The 17,739-nt window shown below is 61.4% G+C and carries 13 protein-coding genes and 2 rRNA genes; all 15 read right to left on the bottom strand.

The genetic code is table 11. The features are described 5' to 3' along the window. Nucleotides 1-68: 68 nt before the first annotated feature. Nucleotides 69-968 carry a site-specific tyrosine recombinase XerD gene (locus JQ46_RS08985; protein WP_034987456.1) on the bottom strand — a complete coding sequence of 300 codons (900 nt, stop codon included), beginning with the start codon at nucleotides 966-968 and terminating at the stop codon, nucleotides 69-71. Next, nucleotides 965-1,621, bottom strand: a complete 657-nt coding sequence (locus tag JQ46_RS08980) for an NUDIX domain-containing protein (protein ID WP_034987454.1) — start codon at nucleotides 1,619-1,621, stop codon at nucleotides 965-967. Before JQ46_RS08980 ends, JQ46_RS08985 begins: the two co-directional genes overlap by 4 nt. A gap of 39 nt (nucleotides 1,622-1,660) precedes the next feature. After that, entirely contained in the window at nucleotides 1,661-3,328 is a 1,668-nt protein-coding gene (locus JQ46_RS08975) for a CTP synthase (protein WP_034987451.1), read from the bottom strand. Between the two features lie 63 nt (nucleotides 3,329-3,391). Then, nucleotides 3,392-4,324 carry a copper transporter gene (locus tag JQ46_RS08970; protein ID WP_034987448.1) on the bottom strand — a complete coding sequence of 311 codons (933 nt, stop codon included), beginning with the start codon at nucleotides 4,322-4,324 and terminating at the stop codon, nucleotides 3,392-3,394. Between the two features lie 33 nt (nucleotides 4,325-4,357). Further along, nucleotides 4,358-5,560, bottom strand: coding sequence for a putative cytokinetic ring protein SteA (gene steA / locus JQ46_RS08965; protein WP_080719531.1), 1,203 nt, complete (start codon nucleotides 5,558-5,560; stop codon nucleotides 4,358-4,360). A gap of 45 nt (nucleotides 5,561-5,605) precedes the next feature. Beyond that, the gene (locus JQ46_RS08960) at nucleotides 5,606-7,261 is read right to left on the bottom strand and encodes a hypothetical protein (protein ID WP_237744791.1); all 1,656 of its coding nucleotides are present in this window, start codon (nucleotides 7,259-7,261) and stop codon (nucleotides 5,606-5,608) included. Nucleotides 7,262-7,466: 205 nt separating this feature from the next. Beyond that, complete coding sequence (locus JQ46_RS10825) at nucleotides 7,467-8,111, bottom strand: hypothetical protein (RefSeq protein ID WP_192817262.1); 645 nt, start codon at nucleotides 8,109-8,111, stop codon at nucleotides 7,467-7,469. A gap of 201 nt (nucleotides 8,112-8,312) precedes the next feature. After that, nucleotides 8,313-10,040 carry a DNA repair protein RecN gene (gene recN, locus JQ46_RS08950; RefSeq protein ID WP_034987445.1) on the bottom strand — a complete coding sequence of 576 codons (1,728 nt, stop codon included), beginning with the start codon at nucleotides 10,038-10,040 and terminating at the stop codon, nucleotides 8,313-8,315. A 2-nt stretch (nucleotides 10,041-10,042) separates the two neighbouring features. Next, nucleotides 10,043-11,041: an NAD kinase gene (locus JQ46_RS08945; protein ID WP_034987442.1), complete on the bottom strand. Its 999-nt coding sequence runs from the start codon at nucleotides 11,039-11,041 to the stop codon at nucleotides 10,043-10,045. Continuing rightward, nucleotides 11,038-11,889 (bottom strand): TlyA family RNA methyltransferase, encoded by an 852-nt coding sequence (locus JQ46_RS08940; RefSeq protein ID WP_034987440.1) that lies wholly within the window; start codon nucleotides 11,887-11,889, stop codon nucleotides 11,038-11,040. Before JQ46_RS08940 ends, JQ46_RS08945 begins: the two co-directional genes overlap by 4 nt. Next, entirely contained in the window at nucleotides 11,889-12,065 is a 177-nt protein-coding gene (locus tag JQ46_RS11360; protein ID WP_005294519.1) for a hypothetical protein, read from the bottom strand. Before JQ46_RS11360 ends, JQ46_RS08940 begins: the two co-directional genes overlap by 1 nt. Then, on the bottom strand, nucleotides 12,066-13,073 hold the full coding sequence (locus tag JQ46_RS08935) for an HAD-IIA family hydrolase (RefSeq protein WP_034987437.1): 1,008 nt from the start codon (nucleotides 13,071-13,073) through the stop codon (nucleotides 12,066-12,068). A 3-nt stretch (nucleotides 13,074-13,076) separates the two neighbouring features. Continuing rightward, complete coding sequence (locus JQ46_RS08930) at nucleotides 13,077-13,985, bottom strand: tetratricopeptide repeat protein (RefSeq protein ID WP_034987433.1); 909 nt, start codon at nucleotides 13,983-13,985, stop codon at nucleotides 13,077-13,079. A gap of 231 nt (nucleotides 13,986-14,216) precedes the next feature. Beyond that, nucleotides 14,217-14,334: ribosomal RNA gene (gene rrf / locus JQ46_RS08925) — 5S ribosomal RNA — on the bottom strand. A gap of 127 nt (nucleotides 14,335-14,461) precedes the next feature. Beyond that, nucleotides 14,462-17,538, bottom strand: a 23S ribosomal RNA gene (locus JQ46_RS08920). Between the last annotated feature and the right edge of the window lie 201 nt (nucleotides 17,539-17,739).

The raw sequence follows: 17,739 nt of genomic DNA, 5'->3' as shown, positions 1-17,739 counted from the left end.
CCCGTCAAGCCCTTTCCCTTGATTGTGATAAATAGCCTTTAATTACACCCTAGAGATTATCAGGCGCACTAGGTACGGGGGTGAGATGAGGCCCAAATTTCCCTCAAGTGCTCAGGGCTGACCTTGGTGTAAATCTGCGTGGTAGCCACGCTAGCGTGCCCGAGAAGTTCCTGTACCACACGAATATCCGCGCCGCCCTCCAACAGGTGCGTCGCGAAGCTGTGGCGCAGACTGTGCGGCGAAACGTGCTCCAGCCCCGCCGCCTCCGCCGCCTGCGAAACAATCTTGAAACCCGATTGGCGGCCGAGGCGCGCCCCGCGGTTGTTGAGGAACAGCGCGGGGCTGCCCTTCTTGTTCAGGCTCGGCCGCGCCCGCACCAGGTAGCGCTCCACCGCTTGCAGCGCGGGGCGCCCGAGCGGCACGATGCGTTCCTTGCCGCCCTTACCGCGCACCAGCAGCACGCGCTGTTCCCGGTCGAGGTCGTCGACGTCGAGGTCTAGTAGCTCGGTGATGCGCGCGCCGGTCGAGTAGAGCATCTCGAGCAGCGCACGGTCGCGGATGTTTATTTGGGACGCCCCGTCACCCGCCGGCACCGCGTTCAGCAAAGCCTCTACCTGTGCCAGGCTTAGGGCCTTCGGGATGGAACCGCCCAGCGAGGGCGTGGGGACGTCCGCCGCAACGTCGAAGGGCAGGCGGCCATCGGCGTGGGCGAAGGAGTGCAGCCCGCGGATCGCCGCCAGCCCGCGGGCGGCGGAGGACGCCGCGAGGTTCAGATCCTTGCGGAGATAAACCAGGTGGTCCTCGATGTCCGCGGCGGTGACGTCCTGCAGCGCCTTTGCCCCTAGCCACTCCAGGTAGCGGTCGAGGTCGCGCTGGTAGTTCGACAGGGTGTGTACGGACACATCGCGCTCGGTCTTCAGGTGCCGGATGTAGGCCGTGACGAGTTTGCGGTTAGCTTCTGCGCTCAACGGATGAACTTCATGTCCGAGCCGGGCTTGGCTTCCGCGCTGGCGGAGCGGCGATCGGCGAGGCCGGAGTGATAGTTGAAGGCCTCGGAGACGTCCCGGCGGGTACCGGCGGCCAGGTGCAGCAGGGCGATGGTGGCAATGGAGTTTTCCACCTTGCCCGTCTGCACCCACTCAATGGCTTCGGGGATGGGCACCCAGCGGGTTTCAATCTCCGCCTCCTCAAACTCGGCCTCCGGCAAGTCGAAGTCGGAGAGGTCATCGTCCAAGTCTTCGGCCAGGTAGATGCGGCACATTTCCTCGCTGAAGCCCGGGGAGGTCACGACATCCCCCAGCAGGTGCCAGTTGTGGGCGCGCAGGCCGGCTTCCTCGGCCAGCTCACGGCGGGCGGCCTCCAGGGGATCCTCCCCGACCAGGTCCAGCAGGCCGGCGGGGATCTCCCAAAGGTGGCGGCCCACGCCGTGGCGGTACTGGCGGATCATCATCACGTGGTTATCGCGCACGGCGGCGACCGCGACTGCGGAGAAGTGCTCCACGATCTCGCGCTTCGCCTCGCCGGTGGCGGTGGTGATGGTATCGCGCCGCACGCCGATGATCGGCGCATCCAGCAGCAGTTCACTATCTACAACGCGGTACGGGGTGCTGTCGTTGCTCATGACTCCCTAGTGTAGGAGCGCTGGATTAGGAACGCCGGTTTAGGAGCGCTCAGCCTGGTGCTGCAGCGCAGCATCCACCAGCCCCTGGAACAGCGGATGGGAGCGGGTCGGCCGGGACTTGTACTCCGGGTGAGCCTGGGTGGCCACGAAGTACGGGTGCACGTCCTTCGGGTACTCCACGAACTCCACCAGGGTGCCGTCCGGGGAGGTACCGGAGAACTGCAGGCCAGAGCCCTCGGTGATCTGCTCGCGGTATGCGTTATTCACCTCGTAACGGTGGCGGTGGCGCTCCGAGACGTCGGCGGCGCCGTACATCTCAGCGACCAGGGAGCCTTCGGCCAGACGCGCCGGGTAGGCGCCCAGACGCATGGTTCCGCCCAAGTCCGCCTCGCCCGACACAGCTGCCTTCTGCTCCTCCATGGTGGAGATCACAGGGGTGGAGGCGTTGGCGTCAAACTCGGTAGAAGAAGCATCGGTGAGCCCCGCGGTGCGCGCGGCCTCAATCACGATGCACTGCAGACCCAGGCAGATGCCCAGCAGCGGCAGCTTGTTCTTGCGGGCGTAGGTGATGGCGCCGATCTTGCCCTCGATGCCGCGATTGCCGAAGCCACCGGGGATGACCACACCGTCGACGTCCTTCAGGGCCTCGGCAGTGCCCTTCTCGGTTTCGCACTCGTCGGAGGCGATCCACTTCACGTTGGCACGCACGTTAGCTCCGAAACCGCCGGCGCGGATGGCTTCCGCGACGGAGAGGTACGCATCCGGCAGGTCGATGTACTTGCCGACGATGCCGATGGTCACCTCGCCCTGCGGGTTGTGGACGCTCTCCAGCAGGTTGCCCCATGTCGTCCAGTCCACGTCACGGAACGGCAAGTTCAGGCGACGGATGATGTAGTTATCCAGGTGCTGGGAGTGCAGCACCTTCGGGATGTCATAAATAGAAGGCGCATCCGGGCAGGAAACCACGCCGTCCTCGTCCACGTCACACATAAGGGCAATCTTGGACTTCATGGCCTGCGGGACCTCACGGTCGGCGCGCAGGACGATTGCATCCGGGACGATACCGATGCTGCGCAGCTCCGCGACGGAGTGCTGGGTCGGCTTCGTCTTCAGCTCACCCGACGGCGCCAGGTAAGGCACCAGGGAAACGTGGATGAAGGCAATGTTCTCGCGACCGGCCTCGTGGCGGACCTGGCGGATGGCCTCCAGGAAGGGCTGGGACTCGATGTCGCCGACGGTTCCGCCGATCTCGCTGATGACGACGTCCGGAGACTGGCCGTTCTTATCCGGCTGCCCCATGGCCAGCACTGCGGCCTTGATCTCGTCGGTGATGTGCGGGATCACCTGGACGGTCTTGCCCAGGAACTCGCCGCGGCGCTCCTTGGCGATGACGTTGGAGTACACCTTGCCGGTAGTCACGTTGCCAGCGGCGGAGAGGTTGCGGTCCAGGAAGCGCTCGTAGTGGCCGAGGTCCAGGTCGGTCTCCGCACCGTCCTCGGTGACGAACACTTCGCCGTGCTCGAAGGGGTTCATGGTGCCCGGATCAACGTTCAGGTACGGATCCAGCTTCTGCATCGTTACGCGCAGACCACGGGAGGACAGCAGCTGCCCCAGGCTAGCTGCTGTGAGCCCCTTGCCCAGCGAGGACGCCACGCCGCCGGTGACGAAGATGTATTTAGTGCTGTTCTTTGCACGATTATTGGCCAAGGTAACTCCCGAATCAACGACGCTTAAACTTCGCTATCTACGGGGTTTCAGCCTAACACAAGCCTATTCCGGCGTAGCATCCGACGCGTTCGCAGCAGCCCCGTAGTGCCCCGCCTTGCCGTCCTTCTGCTGGCCCAGCGCGCGGATTGCAGCGATGCGACCTGCGACGGTGTCCACGTTGTCCACAGTAGAGACGGCTTCCTTCGAAGCCCGGTCCGCACGAACCTGGCCCACCGCGCCGTCGTCCTCTGCACTGCCTGCCTGGGCGGCCAGAACGGCGCCCTTCATGCGGGAATCCAGGCCAGCGGCGAAGTCGGCGACGAACTTGGTGCCGTAGTTGCCGCGGTCCTTGTCGTCGGCAGTGTCCCCGCCCACGACCAGGGCCAGGTCGGCGGTCTTCGGCGCCTCTCCTTGGTAGGCGATAAAGTCCTCGTTGGATAGTGCGCCCAGGGCCACGCCCCGGTCCGATTCGCTGGCTTCCTTGTCGCCTGCACCCAGGGCTGCGCCCAGCAGCTGGCCGGTGTGCATACCCGGGTCCAGCTTGTCTTCCGAAAGCTTCGCACCGGCCGGCAGGGAGTTCGCCGCGATGGACTTCAGAGAGTCTCCATTGTTGGCGTCCAGCGCCTTCTCCGTCACCTCGATCACACCGTGGACTTCCCCACCGGCCATTTTGACCAGGCGCTGGAGGCTGTCGACGTTGGCCTGGTCGGCGTCCGGAAGCACAAAAAGGTCTACCGCCGAACCGCGCAACAGGTTGCGCACCGCCGGACCCGCGACGGAGCCCAAGACCTTGTCGCTGGCGGTGGACTGTCCCTCAGCCTTCTCGCGCGCGGTCTGCTCGCTCTTTAGCTCCTGCTCGGCGGAGGAATCCTTTGCCACAGGTCCGCCCGGCACATTCGGGGCGAGGGCGAAAAATCCCAGTGCTGTGCCGACGGCCACGCCGAAGCCCAGGCCGGCGATCACTCTGCCGGCGGAGCCCTTCGAGTTCTTGCTCATGCTTTTGCCTCTTGCCTCCCTGCTATTCCTGCGTTACTTCTTGAACAGATCCTGCACGCTCAGCGCGAAGTTGTTCCAGGTGTCCACGAGGTTGTCCACGAAAGATCCATCGCCAGAGAAGCCGATGATCACAACGATGGCGGCCAGGGCGACCAGGATGCCCAGCAGCGCCCAAATCCAACCGCCGCCAGAGCGGGAAACACGGTAGAGCTCCGCCACGGCGGTGGAGTCGACCAGACGGGGGCCAACGCGCAGGCGAGACATCAAAGCCGACGGGGTTTCCGGCGACTGGGCGCGCTGGAACACACGGTCCAGATCCTCCGCCTCGCCGAGGTTTACCACCATGGATGCACCGTGGTAGTTGGCCAGCAGCAGCGCCAAGTCGGTTGGGTCCTGGGTGGCAGCGGGGAAGGTCATTGCGCCCACGCCGAGATCTTGGATGCGCTCCAGGCCAACCGCGTGGCCGTCCGGGTCTGCGGGCAGCACCACGGTGGCGCCGCAACGCAGTGCCTCGTTGGAGATCTTCTCCGGGTCGCCGATGATCACGTTCGGGCGGTAGCCCTCCTGCATCAGGCTGTCGGCTGCGTTCTCCACAGCGACGATGATCGGCGAGTACTCGCGCATGAAGTAGCGCAGGTCCTTCAGCTTCTGCTCGATGTTCGCATCAGGGCTGGCCACCAGCACCTTGCGGTCATCCATGTCCACGTCGACATCCGGGATGCCGAGGCCGTCGACCAGCAGCGGGGCCTCGGAGCGGACGAATTCAGACATATTGCCAGACAGGGCTTCCATGTGGTCGCCGAGTGCCTCGCGGGCGTCCTCGAAGCGGGTGGCGGCGGTATCCATGTCCAGGATTTCGCCACCGCCGATGGAGCGGTCGCCGTAGTAGACCTTGCCCTCGTCAACGCGGCCCTTCTTGCCGTTCTTGACCTTGGAGAGAAGGTCGTCTCCGGCGTTCTCGATCAGCAGAATGTCTGCGTCGAGCATCATCTGCGGTCCGAAGTTCGGCACCTGGCCGGTGGTGAACTGTTGTGCGTTCACCACGGCGGCTACGCGCGCGTCGATGAGCTTTTGGCAGTTAGCACGGTTGATATCGGGTTCGTCGACAATGGCAATGTCGCCCTCGGAGATCTTGGCCTTCGTAAATCCCTTGGGTCCGGTGAGGTCACGGGTGGCGCCGTTGATTCCGGGCTGGTCGCTGCGGGAGAAAATCATGCCCACCATTGTGGTGTTCATGTGGCCAGTGTTGCGTTAGGCGCGCCGGTGAAAGGCCGTTTTACTCTAGCGAATCACCTTCTTCACCGTTGCTCGGTCCTTGCCCCGGCTCTTTCGGTCGCGTGCCTTCTTCCCGGAAATCAGCGGATCCTCGCCACTGAGGAAAATACGCCGGAAGTACGAGCGATCCTGCTTGCCGAATGCAACCGCCGACCCGCGCAGGCCAGTCTTCGCCCCCTTGCCTGCTCGGCCGATGCTTGTTCCTCTACCCATTGCTGTGGACGCCACGTTCCCGCCGCTCTTCATTCCAGCCCCGCCCTTAGCGCCAGTGGCGCCGTGGACTGCGGAGGTTGCGCCCTTGCCGGAGTTGGGAGTGTTCGCGTGCGCGTTCTCGCCGTGAGGGGCGCTGAGAGGGGTGGAGATTGCTTTCAGACTGCCCGGGAGGTTCGGGCGAGGTGCCGTGGTGGAGACGTTTCGCAAGTCCGCCTTCGGCGTGCCGGTGACGGAGTTTGCGCCGCTTCCGGAGCCGGCGCCTCCACTGATGCTGCGGAGCTGTGGGCCGCTCCCCCTGCCTCCCAGTTCGCTGACCGCGCCGGGGCGCCCGGCTGCAGCTCCACCAGCGCCGAAGCGATTCTGCGCGTTGATGAGGTTCTCTGTCCCAGGCATGGAAGTACCGCCCTGGCCGGGAACGGTTGGAGTGGCAGCGGCTGTGGCTGCTTGGTGCGGCGTGATCGTCGGTGCCTGTGCCGGTGACGTGATGCCTCCGGGCGCGAATCCGGGAGCCTGAGGTGCTGCTGTGGCCGCTGCGGGCTGGACGGGTGCAGGCGTGTTAGCCGGAGTGTGCAGGCCACCTGGTGCCGGAGCCGCATGAGTGGCTGCGGGAGCTGCAGCGGGTTTCGGGGCGTTGGTTGCTGCGTTGGCAGCTTGCTCGCCGTGCGCCGTGGCGCTTGCGGGAGCAACAGCATTCGTGTGGCCGTTGATGTGCGTGACCGTCGGTTGAGCGGAGGCGGTGGAGACGGTGGTGGCGTCCAGAGTTCCTCCGCCAGAGTGCCCAACGATCGGAACCCCGAGGTTGGAGACGGGCGGGCGGACCATCTCTAGGGATGGCTGCAGTTGCGAGGAAACGAAGTTGGCGACGGCAGCTTGTTCGGCGAGTAGGCGTTCCGCAGGGTCGGCGATCAGTGAGGTTGTGGCCTGGATGGTTTCGAGTGCTTGCAGGTTGGTGCTGCGGACGAGTGGGAACTGGCGGACGGAGCCAGCCATCGCGGTGGTGTTGGAGGCCACGACAAGGCCGGTCTTGTGCACATCGTCGATCGCCTCACGGGCTGTGTCGAAGGAGTAACCCTCGGAGGAGCTGGCCAGGCCAGTGGATGCGCTCTTGAGGTTATCCATGGAATCTTTGAGCGCCTTGGCTGCGTTCTCCCAAGAGTCTGCCACCGCGAGAGGCACGGAATCGTCACCCTGAAACGCCGAGATGAGCGATGCGAGCGGCATGGTGGCCTCCGCAACAGTCACGGGCGTGTTGTACATCAGGTTGTCGATCGACCGAGAATCGCGGGTTGGGATAAAAAATTTCCGCATTCTGTTATCGGCGACCGAAACCTGGGAATTCACCTGCTCGAAGGACTTCTTGCTGAAATACTCCTGCAGGTCGAAGCCTTCCAGTTGATTGGAGAATACTTCTTGAAGCCATTCAATATTGGATTTTAAAATATCGAGCACATTCTCGGCGGATCCTGATTGCCCCGACCAGAACGAATGATGCTGCGAGAAAGCGCCCGTAACTGACGGTGCACCGGTGTAACTCCCCAAACTTCGACCAACGGACTTCAGTCCTTTTAATGCAATCAATGCAGATCGCAAGCTTTGCTGAACGGCCCTTAGTCCAGAAATATCGAACCTTAACATTCCCCACCCCTATGAATAATTAGATACTAGCTATGTTGTCGTAAATCTGAAAGAAATACTCTGAGTACAAACACGTTTCTTGAATAGTGCTACCTGACACCCCAGATAGGCTCTCGATCGCCAACCTACTGTCGTCAACATTTTTGGAAATAGCACACTCACTAGAATTGACACCTCCGTCGCCAACAGGAACTACATCCTCACGTTGCGGGTCATAGTCCACCTCTTTCCGATAATCGTTACTTTGTCGATAACTATCAAGCGAAACCTGGAATAACGCCTCAGAAAAAGACCCATTAACGGGGTCTACTTCAAAAAAGTTACATGTGTAATTCAATGGTGAATCAATCGCTATTTCTTGATCAAAGCCTATATCCTTTAGTCGTGCTGAAACTCGTGAATCGCAAACGTCTGGAAGCCCATGAAAACCTTGTTTATTCCCCTTCCCCTCTAGCTTCGGAAGTTCTATGGGATCCCCCACGAACTTCTGCGATGCCCACACGTAGTGTTCCCACGGATCCGTCGGCTCGGTCTCGAACCACATCCCCTTGTGCCCCTCAGGTTTTAGCATACGGCCATCGCCTTCAACCTCTCCTGAACCCGAGTTATCCACAGGGCCGCCGCCTGTCGATAACTCCTCCGTTTCAGCAAAAGCACCGGTCACGGCAGGTTCCTCCCCCTCGCTACCGCACGCAGTCAAAGCGAATCCAAAAAAAATTAGAAACACACTTGCCGCTACACGCTTCACCGCTTTAGCCTCCCCCTCACACTGCACGCAGATCGCTGCGGGTGCGCGCTCCCCCTCTTAACACAGCACCACTGTAGCGCCGATCACACCTCCGCGCCCGCTGGCAGAAAAATTTTTCTACAGGTCCGCTTTCGCTTCCGTAGCCATCGCCATCAGCTCTTCGGCGTGAGCCCGCCCCGTCTCAGACTCCAAACCAGCCAACATGCGCGACAACTCCTCCACCCGCTCATCCTCGCTGAGCGTGCGGACCGAGGAGGTCACCGAGTCCGCCGAGGTCGCCTTAGCTACGTACACGTGGGCGTCACCAAACGCAGCAACCTGGGGCAAGTGAGTAACGACGATGACCTGATTATCAACCGCCAACTTCGCCAGACGGCGCCCGATCTCCACGGCAGCTTTACCACCAACGCCCGCGTCGACCTCGTCGAAGACCATCGTCCGGCCGCCCTTCGTCCCCGCGGCCAACACGACCTCCAGCGCCAGCATCACGCGCGAAAGCTCACCGCCGGAAGCCGAACCCGCCAGCGGATTCACGTTGCCGCCCTGCACCAGCTGGAACTCCACCTCGTCGATGCCGTGCGGCCCGAGCTCACCGGCCTTCTCGCCCGCCTTCTCGCCAGGCTGCCGCACGTCAACGCGGATCTCGGCCGACATATGCAGTCCCCGGATCTCTTCGGTGACGGCCTTCGAAAATTTTTTGGACGCCCTCACGCGCGCCGAAGACAACTCCTCAGCCACCGCGCGCGCCGCATCCCGCGCAGCCGCGACATCGTCCTGCAGCTTCTGCAACGCCTCATCGGAAACGTCCATGGACTCCAGACGCTCGCGCGCCTGATCGCGCCACGCCAGCGCCCCATCCACGTCCACGGCATACTTGCGGAGCTCTCGCAGCTGGGTCTGGCGCTGCAGCAGCCCATCCAGCTCGTCGGGGTCGGGAACGTCCAGCAGTGCCTGCCCGATCTCGGAGGAAATGTCGGCCAGCAACACGCTCACCTCGCCCAGCCGGTTCGCCAGGTCGGCAAGGTTGCCGCCCTCCGCCTCGGTATCCGTCAGGTTGGTCAGCTCGTTTGTCGCCTGGCCGACCAGGGCACTGGCACCTTCGGAATCGCCGAAATCATCCCCGGACAGGCCATCCATGCCGTCCAGGGCCGCCTGGGCACGTTGCAGACCCGCGCGAATATCATCCGCGGCCTGCAGGCGCTTAATCTGCGCCTTGACCTCCACGTCCTCGCCCGGCTGCGGATCGATCTCGTCTATCGCCTCCACCGCGCGCTGCAGAGTTTCGCTCTCCAGAGCCAGATCGCGGCGCGCCTCCATGCGACGGCGCAGATCCTTATCCAAACGCAGCCACTCAGCGCGGCGAGCCTGGTAGGTGGCGACCTTCTCCCCCAGCCCCGCGTAGTCATCCAAGGCACCGAGCTGCCGCACCGGATCCAGAAGCCGCAGCTGGTCGTTTTGCCCATGGATCGTAATGACGTGGCCCGCGAACTCTCCCAGCACGCCTGCGGCCACCGTCTTGCCCGCGAGGTGCGCACGAGAACGCCCCGTGGCGTTCACCGTGCGGGAAGCGATAACCTCCCCATCGTCGACATACCCGCCGACCTGCTCAACCAGCTCATCCACAGCCGCAGAATCCGCAGAGAAAATCCCCTCCACGCTGGCCCTGTCCGCGCCATTGCGCACGCGGGAGGCGTCCGCGCGGTGCCCGGAAAGCAGCCGCAGGGAGCTGACCACCATCGTCTTACCTGCACCGGTCTCGCCGGTGACAACGCTCAAGCCCGTGGAAAACTCCGCCGTCGCCTCCTCGATCACGCCGAGGTTGCGAATGTGTAGTTCGTGCAGCATTACTAGTGGCGCGGACCCCTCCAGCCCGTCACGGGCAAGCGGAACTTGTGTACCAGTCGGTCGGTAAACGGTGCGGAATCCAGGCGCACCCAACGCACCGGCTGCGGGCCGCGGCGGATCTCCACGCGCGCTCCCGGGGGCATGTGGATCTGGCGGAAACCATCCATCACCACGGTCGCGGGCGAGGTCGACGGGTTCGTCTCCACTGCCACCATCGAGTTCGGGGAGACCACCAGCGGGCGACTAAAGAGCGTGTGCGCGTTGCTGGTTACCACCAGAATCGCATCTAACTCCGGCCACAGAACCGGGCCACCTGCGCTGAAGGCATAGGCAGTGGAACCTGTGGGCGTCGATACCAAAACACCGTCACAACCGAACGAAGAAACAGGGCGCTCGTCGACCTCCAGGATCGTATCCAGCACACCTTGGCGGTTCAGGTTCTCCACAGAGCATTCGTTCAGTGCCCAGCCCGTGCCCAGCACACGGCCGTCCATGTCGCGGGCGGTAATCGACAGGGTCATGCGGTCTTCGATGCGGTAATCGCGGTTGATCACGCGGTCCACAGCCTCCTGCAGGGATTCCTGCTCCCACTCCGCGAGGAAACCAATGTGGCCCATGTTGATGCCCAACACCGGCACGTCCGCGGAGTGCGCGATGTCGGCTGCGCGCAGGAAGGTGCCATCGCCGCCCAGGACGATCACCATCTCCACGCCAGTGGCGGCTTCCTTGGTGTGGCCGAAGCGCTTGAAGCGCCCCAGAATCTCGTGGCGAGCCACCGGAGCAGGATCGGCGGTGGCCATCACGCGAACGTTGATGCCACCCTTTTGCAGCCGCGACGCTGCCTCCGCCGCCAAGCCTAGGTTCTCGTGCACACCGGTGTGCGCAACCAGCAGAACCTCGCGTTCGTTGTTCGCGCCCGAAGTAGCCGAAGCGGCCTTGGTGCCCTTGTCACCAGATTCCGCGCCCTGATCCGCGGCGTGATCCGTCCCCGGTGTGGTCACTGCGGGCCCTCCTTAATGGCGGTTGCAATCATCTCGTCCAGGCCGGTGTAGTCAGCCTCTTCAACCATGCTAGGTGAAACCGCAGCACTGTCCTTGACCAACCAAAGAAAATACTCAACATTGCCGCTCGGCCCCGGCAGCGGAGAGGCGACAACGGCCTTCGTACTCAAACCATACTTCATCGCCTCGACGGCCACCTCGCGGGTCACTTCCGCACGCAATTCGGGGCTACGCACCACCCCGCCGTGCCCCAGGCGATCCTTGCCGACCTCGAACTGTGGCTTCACCATCGGCAGCAGATCCCCGCCTTCCTTCACGCACGCGGCCAGCGCGGGCAGCACCAGGCGGATGGAAATAAAACTTAAGTCCCCGACCATCAGGTCCACCTGACCGCCGAGGTCTTCGGAGGTGAGGGTACGCACGTTCGTGCGATCCATGACGTCCACCCGGTCGTCGTTCTGCAGCCGCCAGATCAACTGGCCATAGCCCACGTCCACCGCCTTCACCTTCGCCGCACCGCGATCCAGGCACACATCGGTAAAGCCGCCGGTGGAGGCTCCGGCATCCAGGACGGTCTTGCCTTCCACGCTGAGGCCCTGCGGCTCGAAAGCCTCCAGTGCTCCCAGAAGCTTGTGCGCGCCGCGGCTGGCCCACCGGTCGTCTTCGGACTCTGCGACTTTGATGGATACGTGCCCGTCCACGCCGCTGGCCGGCTTCTTCGCCAGCATGCCGTTGACGGTCACGCGCCCGGACTTGATCATTTCCTGGGCATGCTCGCGGCTGCGGGCGATCCTCCGCGCCACCAGTTCCGCGTCCAGCCGCTGCAGCTTCGGTCCCCTCTTGGCCATTAGCGTTCGCCCCCGAGCGCCTCGTTGACTACCCGGTGTGCTTCTTCCAGCACCGCTGCTTCTTCGGCGCCGTGGACGTCGCGCGCGAGTAGCTCGTCGACGGCCTGTGCCAGCTCTTCTTGTTGACGCCTACTGTCCCCCGACAGCATCGAAGGTTTCGGTTGCCCCTCGCCCACTTACTTCCAACCTCCCAAAGCCTCCATGGCTTGCGCGTCTGCGCCTACAAAGTCGATGTTCTCAGCCCTAGTGATCTGCGGGATCTCCGGGTCGTCGATCAGCTTCCACGCCAGCGGCGCAGCCACGGCCAACGCTTCGGCGGCCATGACTTCCACGTCTCCCAGCTCGCCGGCGGTCACGCGGATGCGGTTAGTTCCCTCGTCCACGCTTGCAGACCACCCCGGCAGGTGGTCGCGTAGGTTACCTGCAATAAACGTGGGTCGGTGGGACGAGGGGGCGTCAATAATATCGGTGTGGGTAGACACCCCAGTGACGGTGCAAAGCGTGTCCATTCCCGCGGCGTTACCACCTGCGATATCGGTATCCAGACGATCGCCGACGGCCAGGGGCTTTGTAGAACCGACGCGGCGGGCGGCGACCACGAACATGGCGGGGCCGGGCTTGCCAGCGGATTCGGGGGTAACTCCCGTGGCGGAGGACACGGCTGCGACCATAGAACCGTTGCCGACCAGGAAGCCGCGCTCGGAGGGCAAGGTCGTATCTAGGTTGGAGGCGAAGTAGCGGGCGCCGCGCTGGATGGCCAGGGCGCCCTCGGAGAGGCGTGCCCAGTTGCTGTCCGGGCTGTGGCCGTGGAAAACCACGTGCGGCTGATCATCTGCGGTCTCCGTCACCTCAAAGCCCGCGTCGGCTACCAGCTGTTTAAAGGAATCGTGGCCGATAACGTATGCAATTGGCTGCTCGATACCGCACTCGGCGATGTAGCGCTTGCCCAGGTCGCAGGCGGCCATGGCCGAGGTAACCACGTCTTCCGCCTTCGCGGGGAAGCCCATAGAGTTCAGGTGCTCGGCGACCTGCTGCGGGGAGCGCGAGGCATTGTTGGTTACGTACATGACCTTGCGGCCTTCCAGGCCTTCTGCCGCGCCCGGGATTGGGGTGTGGCCAGAGAACACGGTGCCGTCGAGGTCGGCTAGTAGTGCGTCGTAGTTATCCAGCAGCGGGTGGGCCATGGCCTACTTATCCTTGTTCTGATCTGCACCGTTGGGGTCTGTGCCCAGCTCGGCCAGGCGGTCCGGGACATCCAGGACCTCTTCGGTATCCATTTCGCCTGCGCGGGTGAACCAGTCGATGGCCTCGTCGTTGCGCTTGGCTGTGGCCAGTGCGTCCGCGTAGGCGTAGTACAGGCGCATGCGGGTTACATCCGGGGCTTCGGCGTTGTCCAGCTGAGCTTCCAGGGCCAGCAGGGCTTCGTCGGACTGGCCGAGATCCTGGTGGGCGCCGGCGACGACGATGGCCAGCTCGGCCTTGGACTCCGCATCCAGCTTGTCGGCCTGCGGGTCGTTGGCTACTTCCAGGGCCTTCGCGGGCTTGCCGAGGCCGCGCTCCGCGTCGGCGAGGACGGGCAGTAAACCGGGGCCGCCTGCCATACGGCGGGCAGCGCGCAGCTCGGAGATGGCTTCCTTCCACTCGCCTGCGTGGTAGGCGACGATGCCGCAGGTTTCGCGGGCGACGGAGACTCGACCTGCGCGGTCCTTGGCAGCGCGAGCGTGGGCGAGCGCCTTCTCCGGCTCATCGTCTAGAAGCGTGGCGGCCATGATCAGGTGCTTCGCCACCATGTCCGCGTTGTCCTTGGAAAGGCTGCGGAGTTCCTGGCGTACGGAAGGGTCGAGCTCCTTCGGGTCGAGATCCTTGGGAACCTCTGGTTCGTTGAGCCGCTTGTTGAGGCGCTCCTCGCGGTAGCCGGCCCGGTGCGGGCCGCTGTGTGGGCCACGCTGGGTTTCCCAGTTGGAGCCGCGCTTCTTGTTGGAGGTGCGGTTGGGGCGGCCGCCGCGGTTGGGCTTGAAGCCGCCCTTGTTGCGGAATTTGCCCTCCCCCTGGGGCCGGCCACCGCGTCCGCGATTTTTGCTTGAGTTTTCAGCCATTCTTGGGGGTTTACCTTCCGTCGTCTTCGTCTTTTCGGGTTGTAGGGCCCGTCCCGTGAACCTTATCAATCCTAGTTTCGCTTGTTGCGGAGGCGCAATGTTGTTGTCTTTTGCTATTGACGCCTACTTTTCCGCAGCTTTGCGATAAAGGCATAAAAAAATGAGGTGTGGGTTGCTGCAACCTTTTGAAAGGTTACAACGACCCACACCCCACTTCTTCTTTAGTTTTAGTGCCGGCGGTGACTTACTCTCCCACACCCTCCCAGGTGCAGTACCATCAGCGCAGGTAGGCTTAGCTTCCGGGTTCGGAAAGGGACCGGGCGTGACCCCACCGCTAACAACCACCGACAAACCAATTCAGAACAAAACACACACCCAACCAAACACAGCTGGTGTGTCGTGCCGTTCCAGACACTGCATAACAGACGCGAGCACACTCACAATGCGACAAGAAATCAAAACCCTAGCACACAAATAATGTGTTGAACATCGGCTAATTAGTACCGGTCACCTCCATCACTCACATGACTTCCAGATCCGGCCTATCAACCCCATAATCTACAGGGAACCTCAAAAGAAACCTCATCTCAGAACAGGCTTCCCGCTTAGATGCTTTCAGCGGTTATCCCTCCCATACGTAGCCAACCAGCCATGCCACGGGCGTGACAACTGGCCCACCAGAGGTATGTCCGTCCCGGTCCTCTCGTACTAGGGACAGCCTTCTACAAGTTTCAACGCGCACGGCGGATAGAGACCGAACTGTCTCACGACGTTCTAAACCCAGCTCGCGTGCCGCTTTAATGGGCGAACAGCCCAACCCTTGGGACCTACTCCAGCCCCAGGATGCGACGAGCCGACATCGAGGTGCCAAACCATCCCGTCGATATGGACTCTTGGGGAAGATCAGCCTGTTATCCCCGGGGTACCTTTTATCCGTTGAGCGACACCGCTTCCACAAGCCGGTGCCGGATCACTAGTCCCTACTTTCGTACCTGCTCGACCTGTCAGTCTCACAGTCAAGCTCCCTTGTGCACTTACACTCAACACCTGATTGCCAACCAGGCTGAGGGAACCTTTGGGCGCCTCCGTTACACTTTGGGAGGCAACCGCCCCAGTTAAACTACCCACCAGGCACTGTCCCTAACCCGGATCACGGGCCGAGGTTCAGATGCCCAATCCGATCAGAGTGGTATTTCACCAACGACTCCACAACCACTAGCGTAGCCGCTTCACAGTCTCCCACCTATCCTACACAAACCGAACCGAACACCAATACCAAGCTATAGTGAAGGTCCCGGGGTCTTTTCGTCCTGCCGCGCGTAACGAGCATCTTTACTCGTACTGCAATTTCACCGGGCCTGTGGTTGAGACAGCAGGGAAGTCGTTACGCCATTCGTGCAGGTCGGAACTTACCCGACAAGGAATTTCGCTACCTTAGGATGGTTATAGTTACCACCGCCGTTTACTGGGGCTTAAATTCTCCGCTTCGGACAAAAGTCCTAACAGGTCCTCTTAACCTTCCAGCACCGGGCAGGCGTCAGTCCGTATACATCGACTTACCCGTCTTCGCACGGACCTGTGTTTTTAGTAAACAGTCGCTTCCCTCTATTCTCTGCGACCACCACCAGCTCAACACGTCGTTCACCAGCAGTGGCACCCCTTCTCCCGAAGTTACGGGGCCATTTTGCCGAATTCCTTAACCACAGTTCACCCGAACGCCTTAGTATTCTCTACCTGACCACCTGTGTCGGTTTACGGTACGGGCCGTACATGCACTCACTAGAGGCTTTTCTCGACAGCATAGGATCACCAACATCCCCACAACGGGTACGCATCACGCCTCACCCACATGCAGGACGGATTTACCTAATCCTGCGGGCCACACGCTTACACCACAATCCAATCAGTGGCTTGGCTACCTTCCTGCGTCACCCCATCGCTTGGCTACTACCAGATCAGGTCCCACGCATCCACACACCACACACACAAAGTGCATGTGACACGCTTCAGGGTGGTTAGTATCACTGATTCACCATTGGTCGCACACACACGGGTACGGGAATATCAACCCGTTAACCATCGACTACGCCTGTCGGCCTCGCCTTAGGACCCGACTCACCCTGGGAAGATTAGCTTGACCCAGGAACCCTTAGTCATCCGGCGGATACGTTTCACACGCATCATTCGCTACTCATGCCTGCATTCTCACTCGCATAACCTCCACCACACGGTCACCCGGCAGCTTCCACGATCACACGACGCTCCCCTACCAACCCAACCAAAAGATTGAGTTCCGCGGTTTCGGCGGTGTACTTGAGCCCCACTACATTGTCGGCGCAGAACCACTCGACCAGTGAGCTATTACGCACTCTTTCAAGGATGGCTGCTTCTAAGCCAACCTCCTGGCTGTCTTCGCGATCCCACATCCTTTTCCACTTAGCACACTCTTAGGGGCCTTAACCGGCGATCTGGGCTGTTTCCCTCTCGACTAACGAAGCTTATCCCCCGCAGTCTCACTGCCGCATTCTGACTTACCGGCATTCGGAGTTTGGCTGACGTCGCTAAGATGATAGTCCCGCTCAACCAACCAGTAGCTCTACCTCCGGCAAGAAACACACGACGCTGCACCTAAATGCATTTCGGGGAGAACCAGCTATCACGGAGTTTGATTGGCCTTTCACCCCTACCCACAACTCATCCCCTCAGTTTTCAACCTAAGTGGGTTCGCGCCTCCACAGCCTCTTACAGCTGCTTCACACTGGCCATGGGTAGATCACCCCGCTTCGGGTCCAGGACACGCCACTAAAAACACCCTCATTAGGATTCGGTTTCCCTACGGCTACCCCACAACACGGGTTAACCTCGCGACATGCCGCTGACTCGCAGGCTCATTCTTCAAAAGGCACGCCATCACCCTCTAAAAGGCTCTGACGGCTTGTAGGCACACGGTTTCAGGTACTATTTCACTCCCCTCCCGGGGTACTTTTCACCATTCCCTCACGGTACTCATACACTATCGGTCACAATAAGTATTCAGGCTTACCGGGCGGTCCCGGCAGATTCACAGCAGATTCCACGAGCCCGCTGCTACTCGGGTACATCATGTCAACCCCAACACCACATGCTTTCACGTACCGGACTCTCACCGTCTACGGCAGGCCATTCCAAACCACTTCCGCTAACACATGACACCAGGGCACGGCATGGCAGCACCGCACAACACAACCCCACAACCCCACACACGCAACCCCTGCCAGGTATCACACGCATGCAGTTTAGCCAAAATCCACGTTCGCTCGCCGCTACTAGCAGAATCATTATTATTTTCTTCTCCTACGGGTACTAAGATGTTTCACTTCCCCGCGTTACCACCACACAAACTATGAATTCATCCATGCAGCGACCACACACAACTGTGGCCAGGTTTCCCCATTCGGACACCCTCGGATCAACGCTCGATTGACAACTCCCCGAGGACTATCGCGGCCTTCCACGTCCTTCATCGGCTTATCATGCCCAAGGCATCCACCGTGCGCCCTTCACAGACAACACACAAATACTAAGACACCCACACACCAACCACACAAACAAAACATCCATGCAGCCAGCGCGTGAACAACAATGATTTCAAACAAAAATCACAAAAAAGAAGATACTCGCGTCCACTATACAGTTCTCAAACAACACTGAACACCCACAACACACAAACAACCACACAGAAGTGATCATCCGCCCATTAGCAAGCATCCACACA

It is taken from the genome of Corynebacterium jeikeium (assembly GCF_000738175.1).
GTDB lineage: Bacteria > Actinomycetota > Actinomycetes > Mycobacteriales > Mycobacteriaceae > Corynebacterium > Corynebacterium jeikeium_C.
The sequence above is the reverse complement of the archived record's forward strand: the minus strand, read 5'-3'. Positions and strand labels throughout refer to the sequence as shown.

Coding starts and splice junctions, on each gene's coding strand:
- JQ46_RS08980 (WP_034987454.1), bottom strand. CDS start 1,621: ATGAGCAACGACAGCACCCCGTACCGCGTTGTAGATAGTGAACTGCTG.
- JQ46_RS08970 (WP_034987448.1), bottom strand. CDS start 4,324: ATGAGCAAGAACTCGAAGGGCTCCGCCGGCAGAGTGATCGCCGGCCTG.
- steA (WP_080719531.1), bottom strand. CDS start 5,560: ATGAACACCACAATGGTGGGCATGATTTTCTCCCGCAGCGACCAGCCC.
- recN (WP_034987445.1), bottom strand. CDS start 10,040: ATGCTGCACGAACTACACATTCGCAACCTCGGCGTGATCGAGGAGGCG.
- JQ46_RS08940 (WP_034987440.1), bottom strand. CDS start 11,889: ATGGCCAAGAGGGGACCGAAGCTGCAGCGGCTGGACGCGGAACTGGTG.
- JQ46_RS08935 (WP_034987437.1), bottom strand. CDS start 13,073: ATGGCCCACCCGCTGCTGGATAACTACGACGCACTACTAGCCGACCTC.
- JQ46_RS08930 (WP_034987433.1), bottom strand. CDS start 13,985: ATGGCTGAAAACTCAAGCAAAAATCGCGGACGCGGTGGCCGGCCCCAG.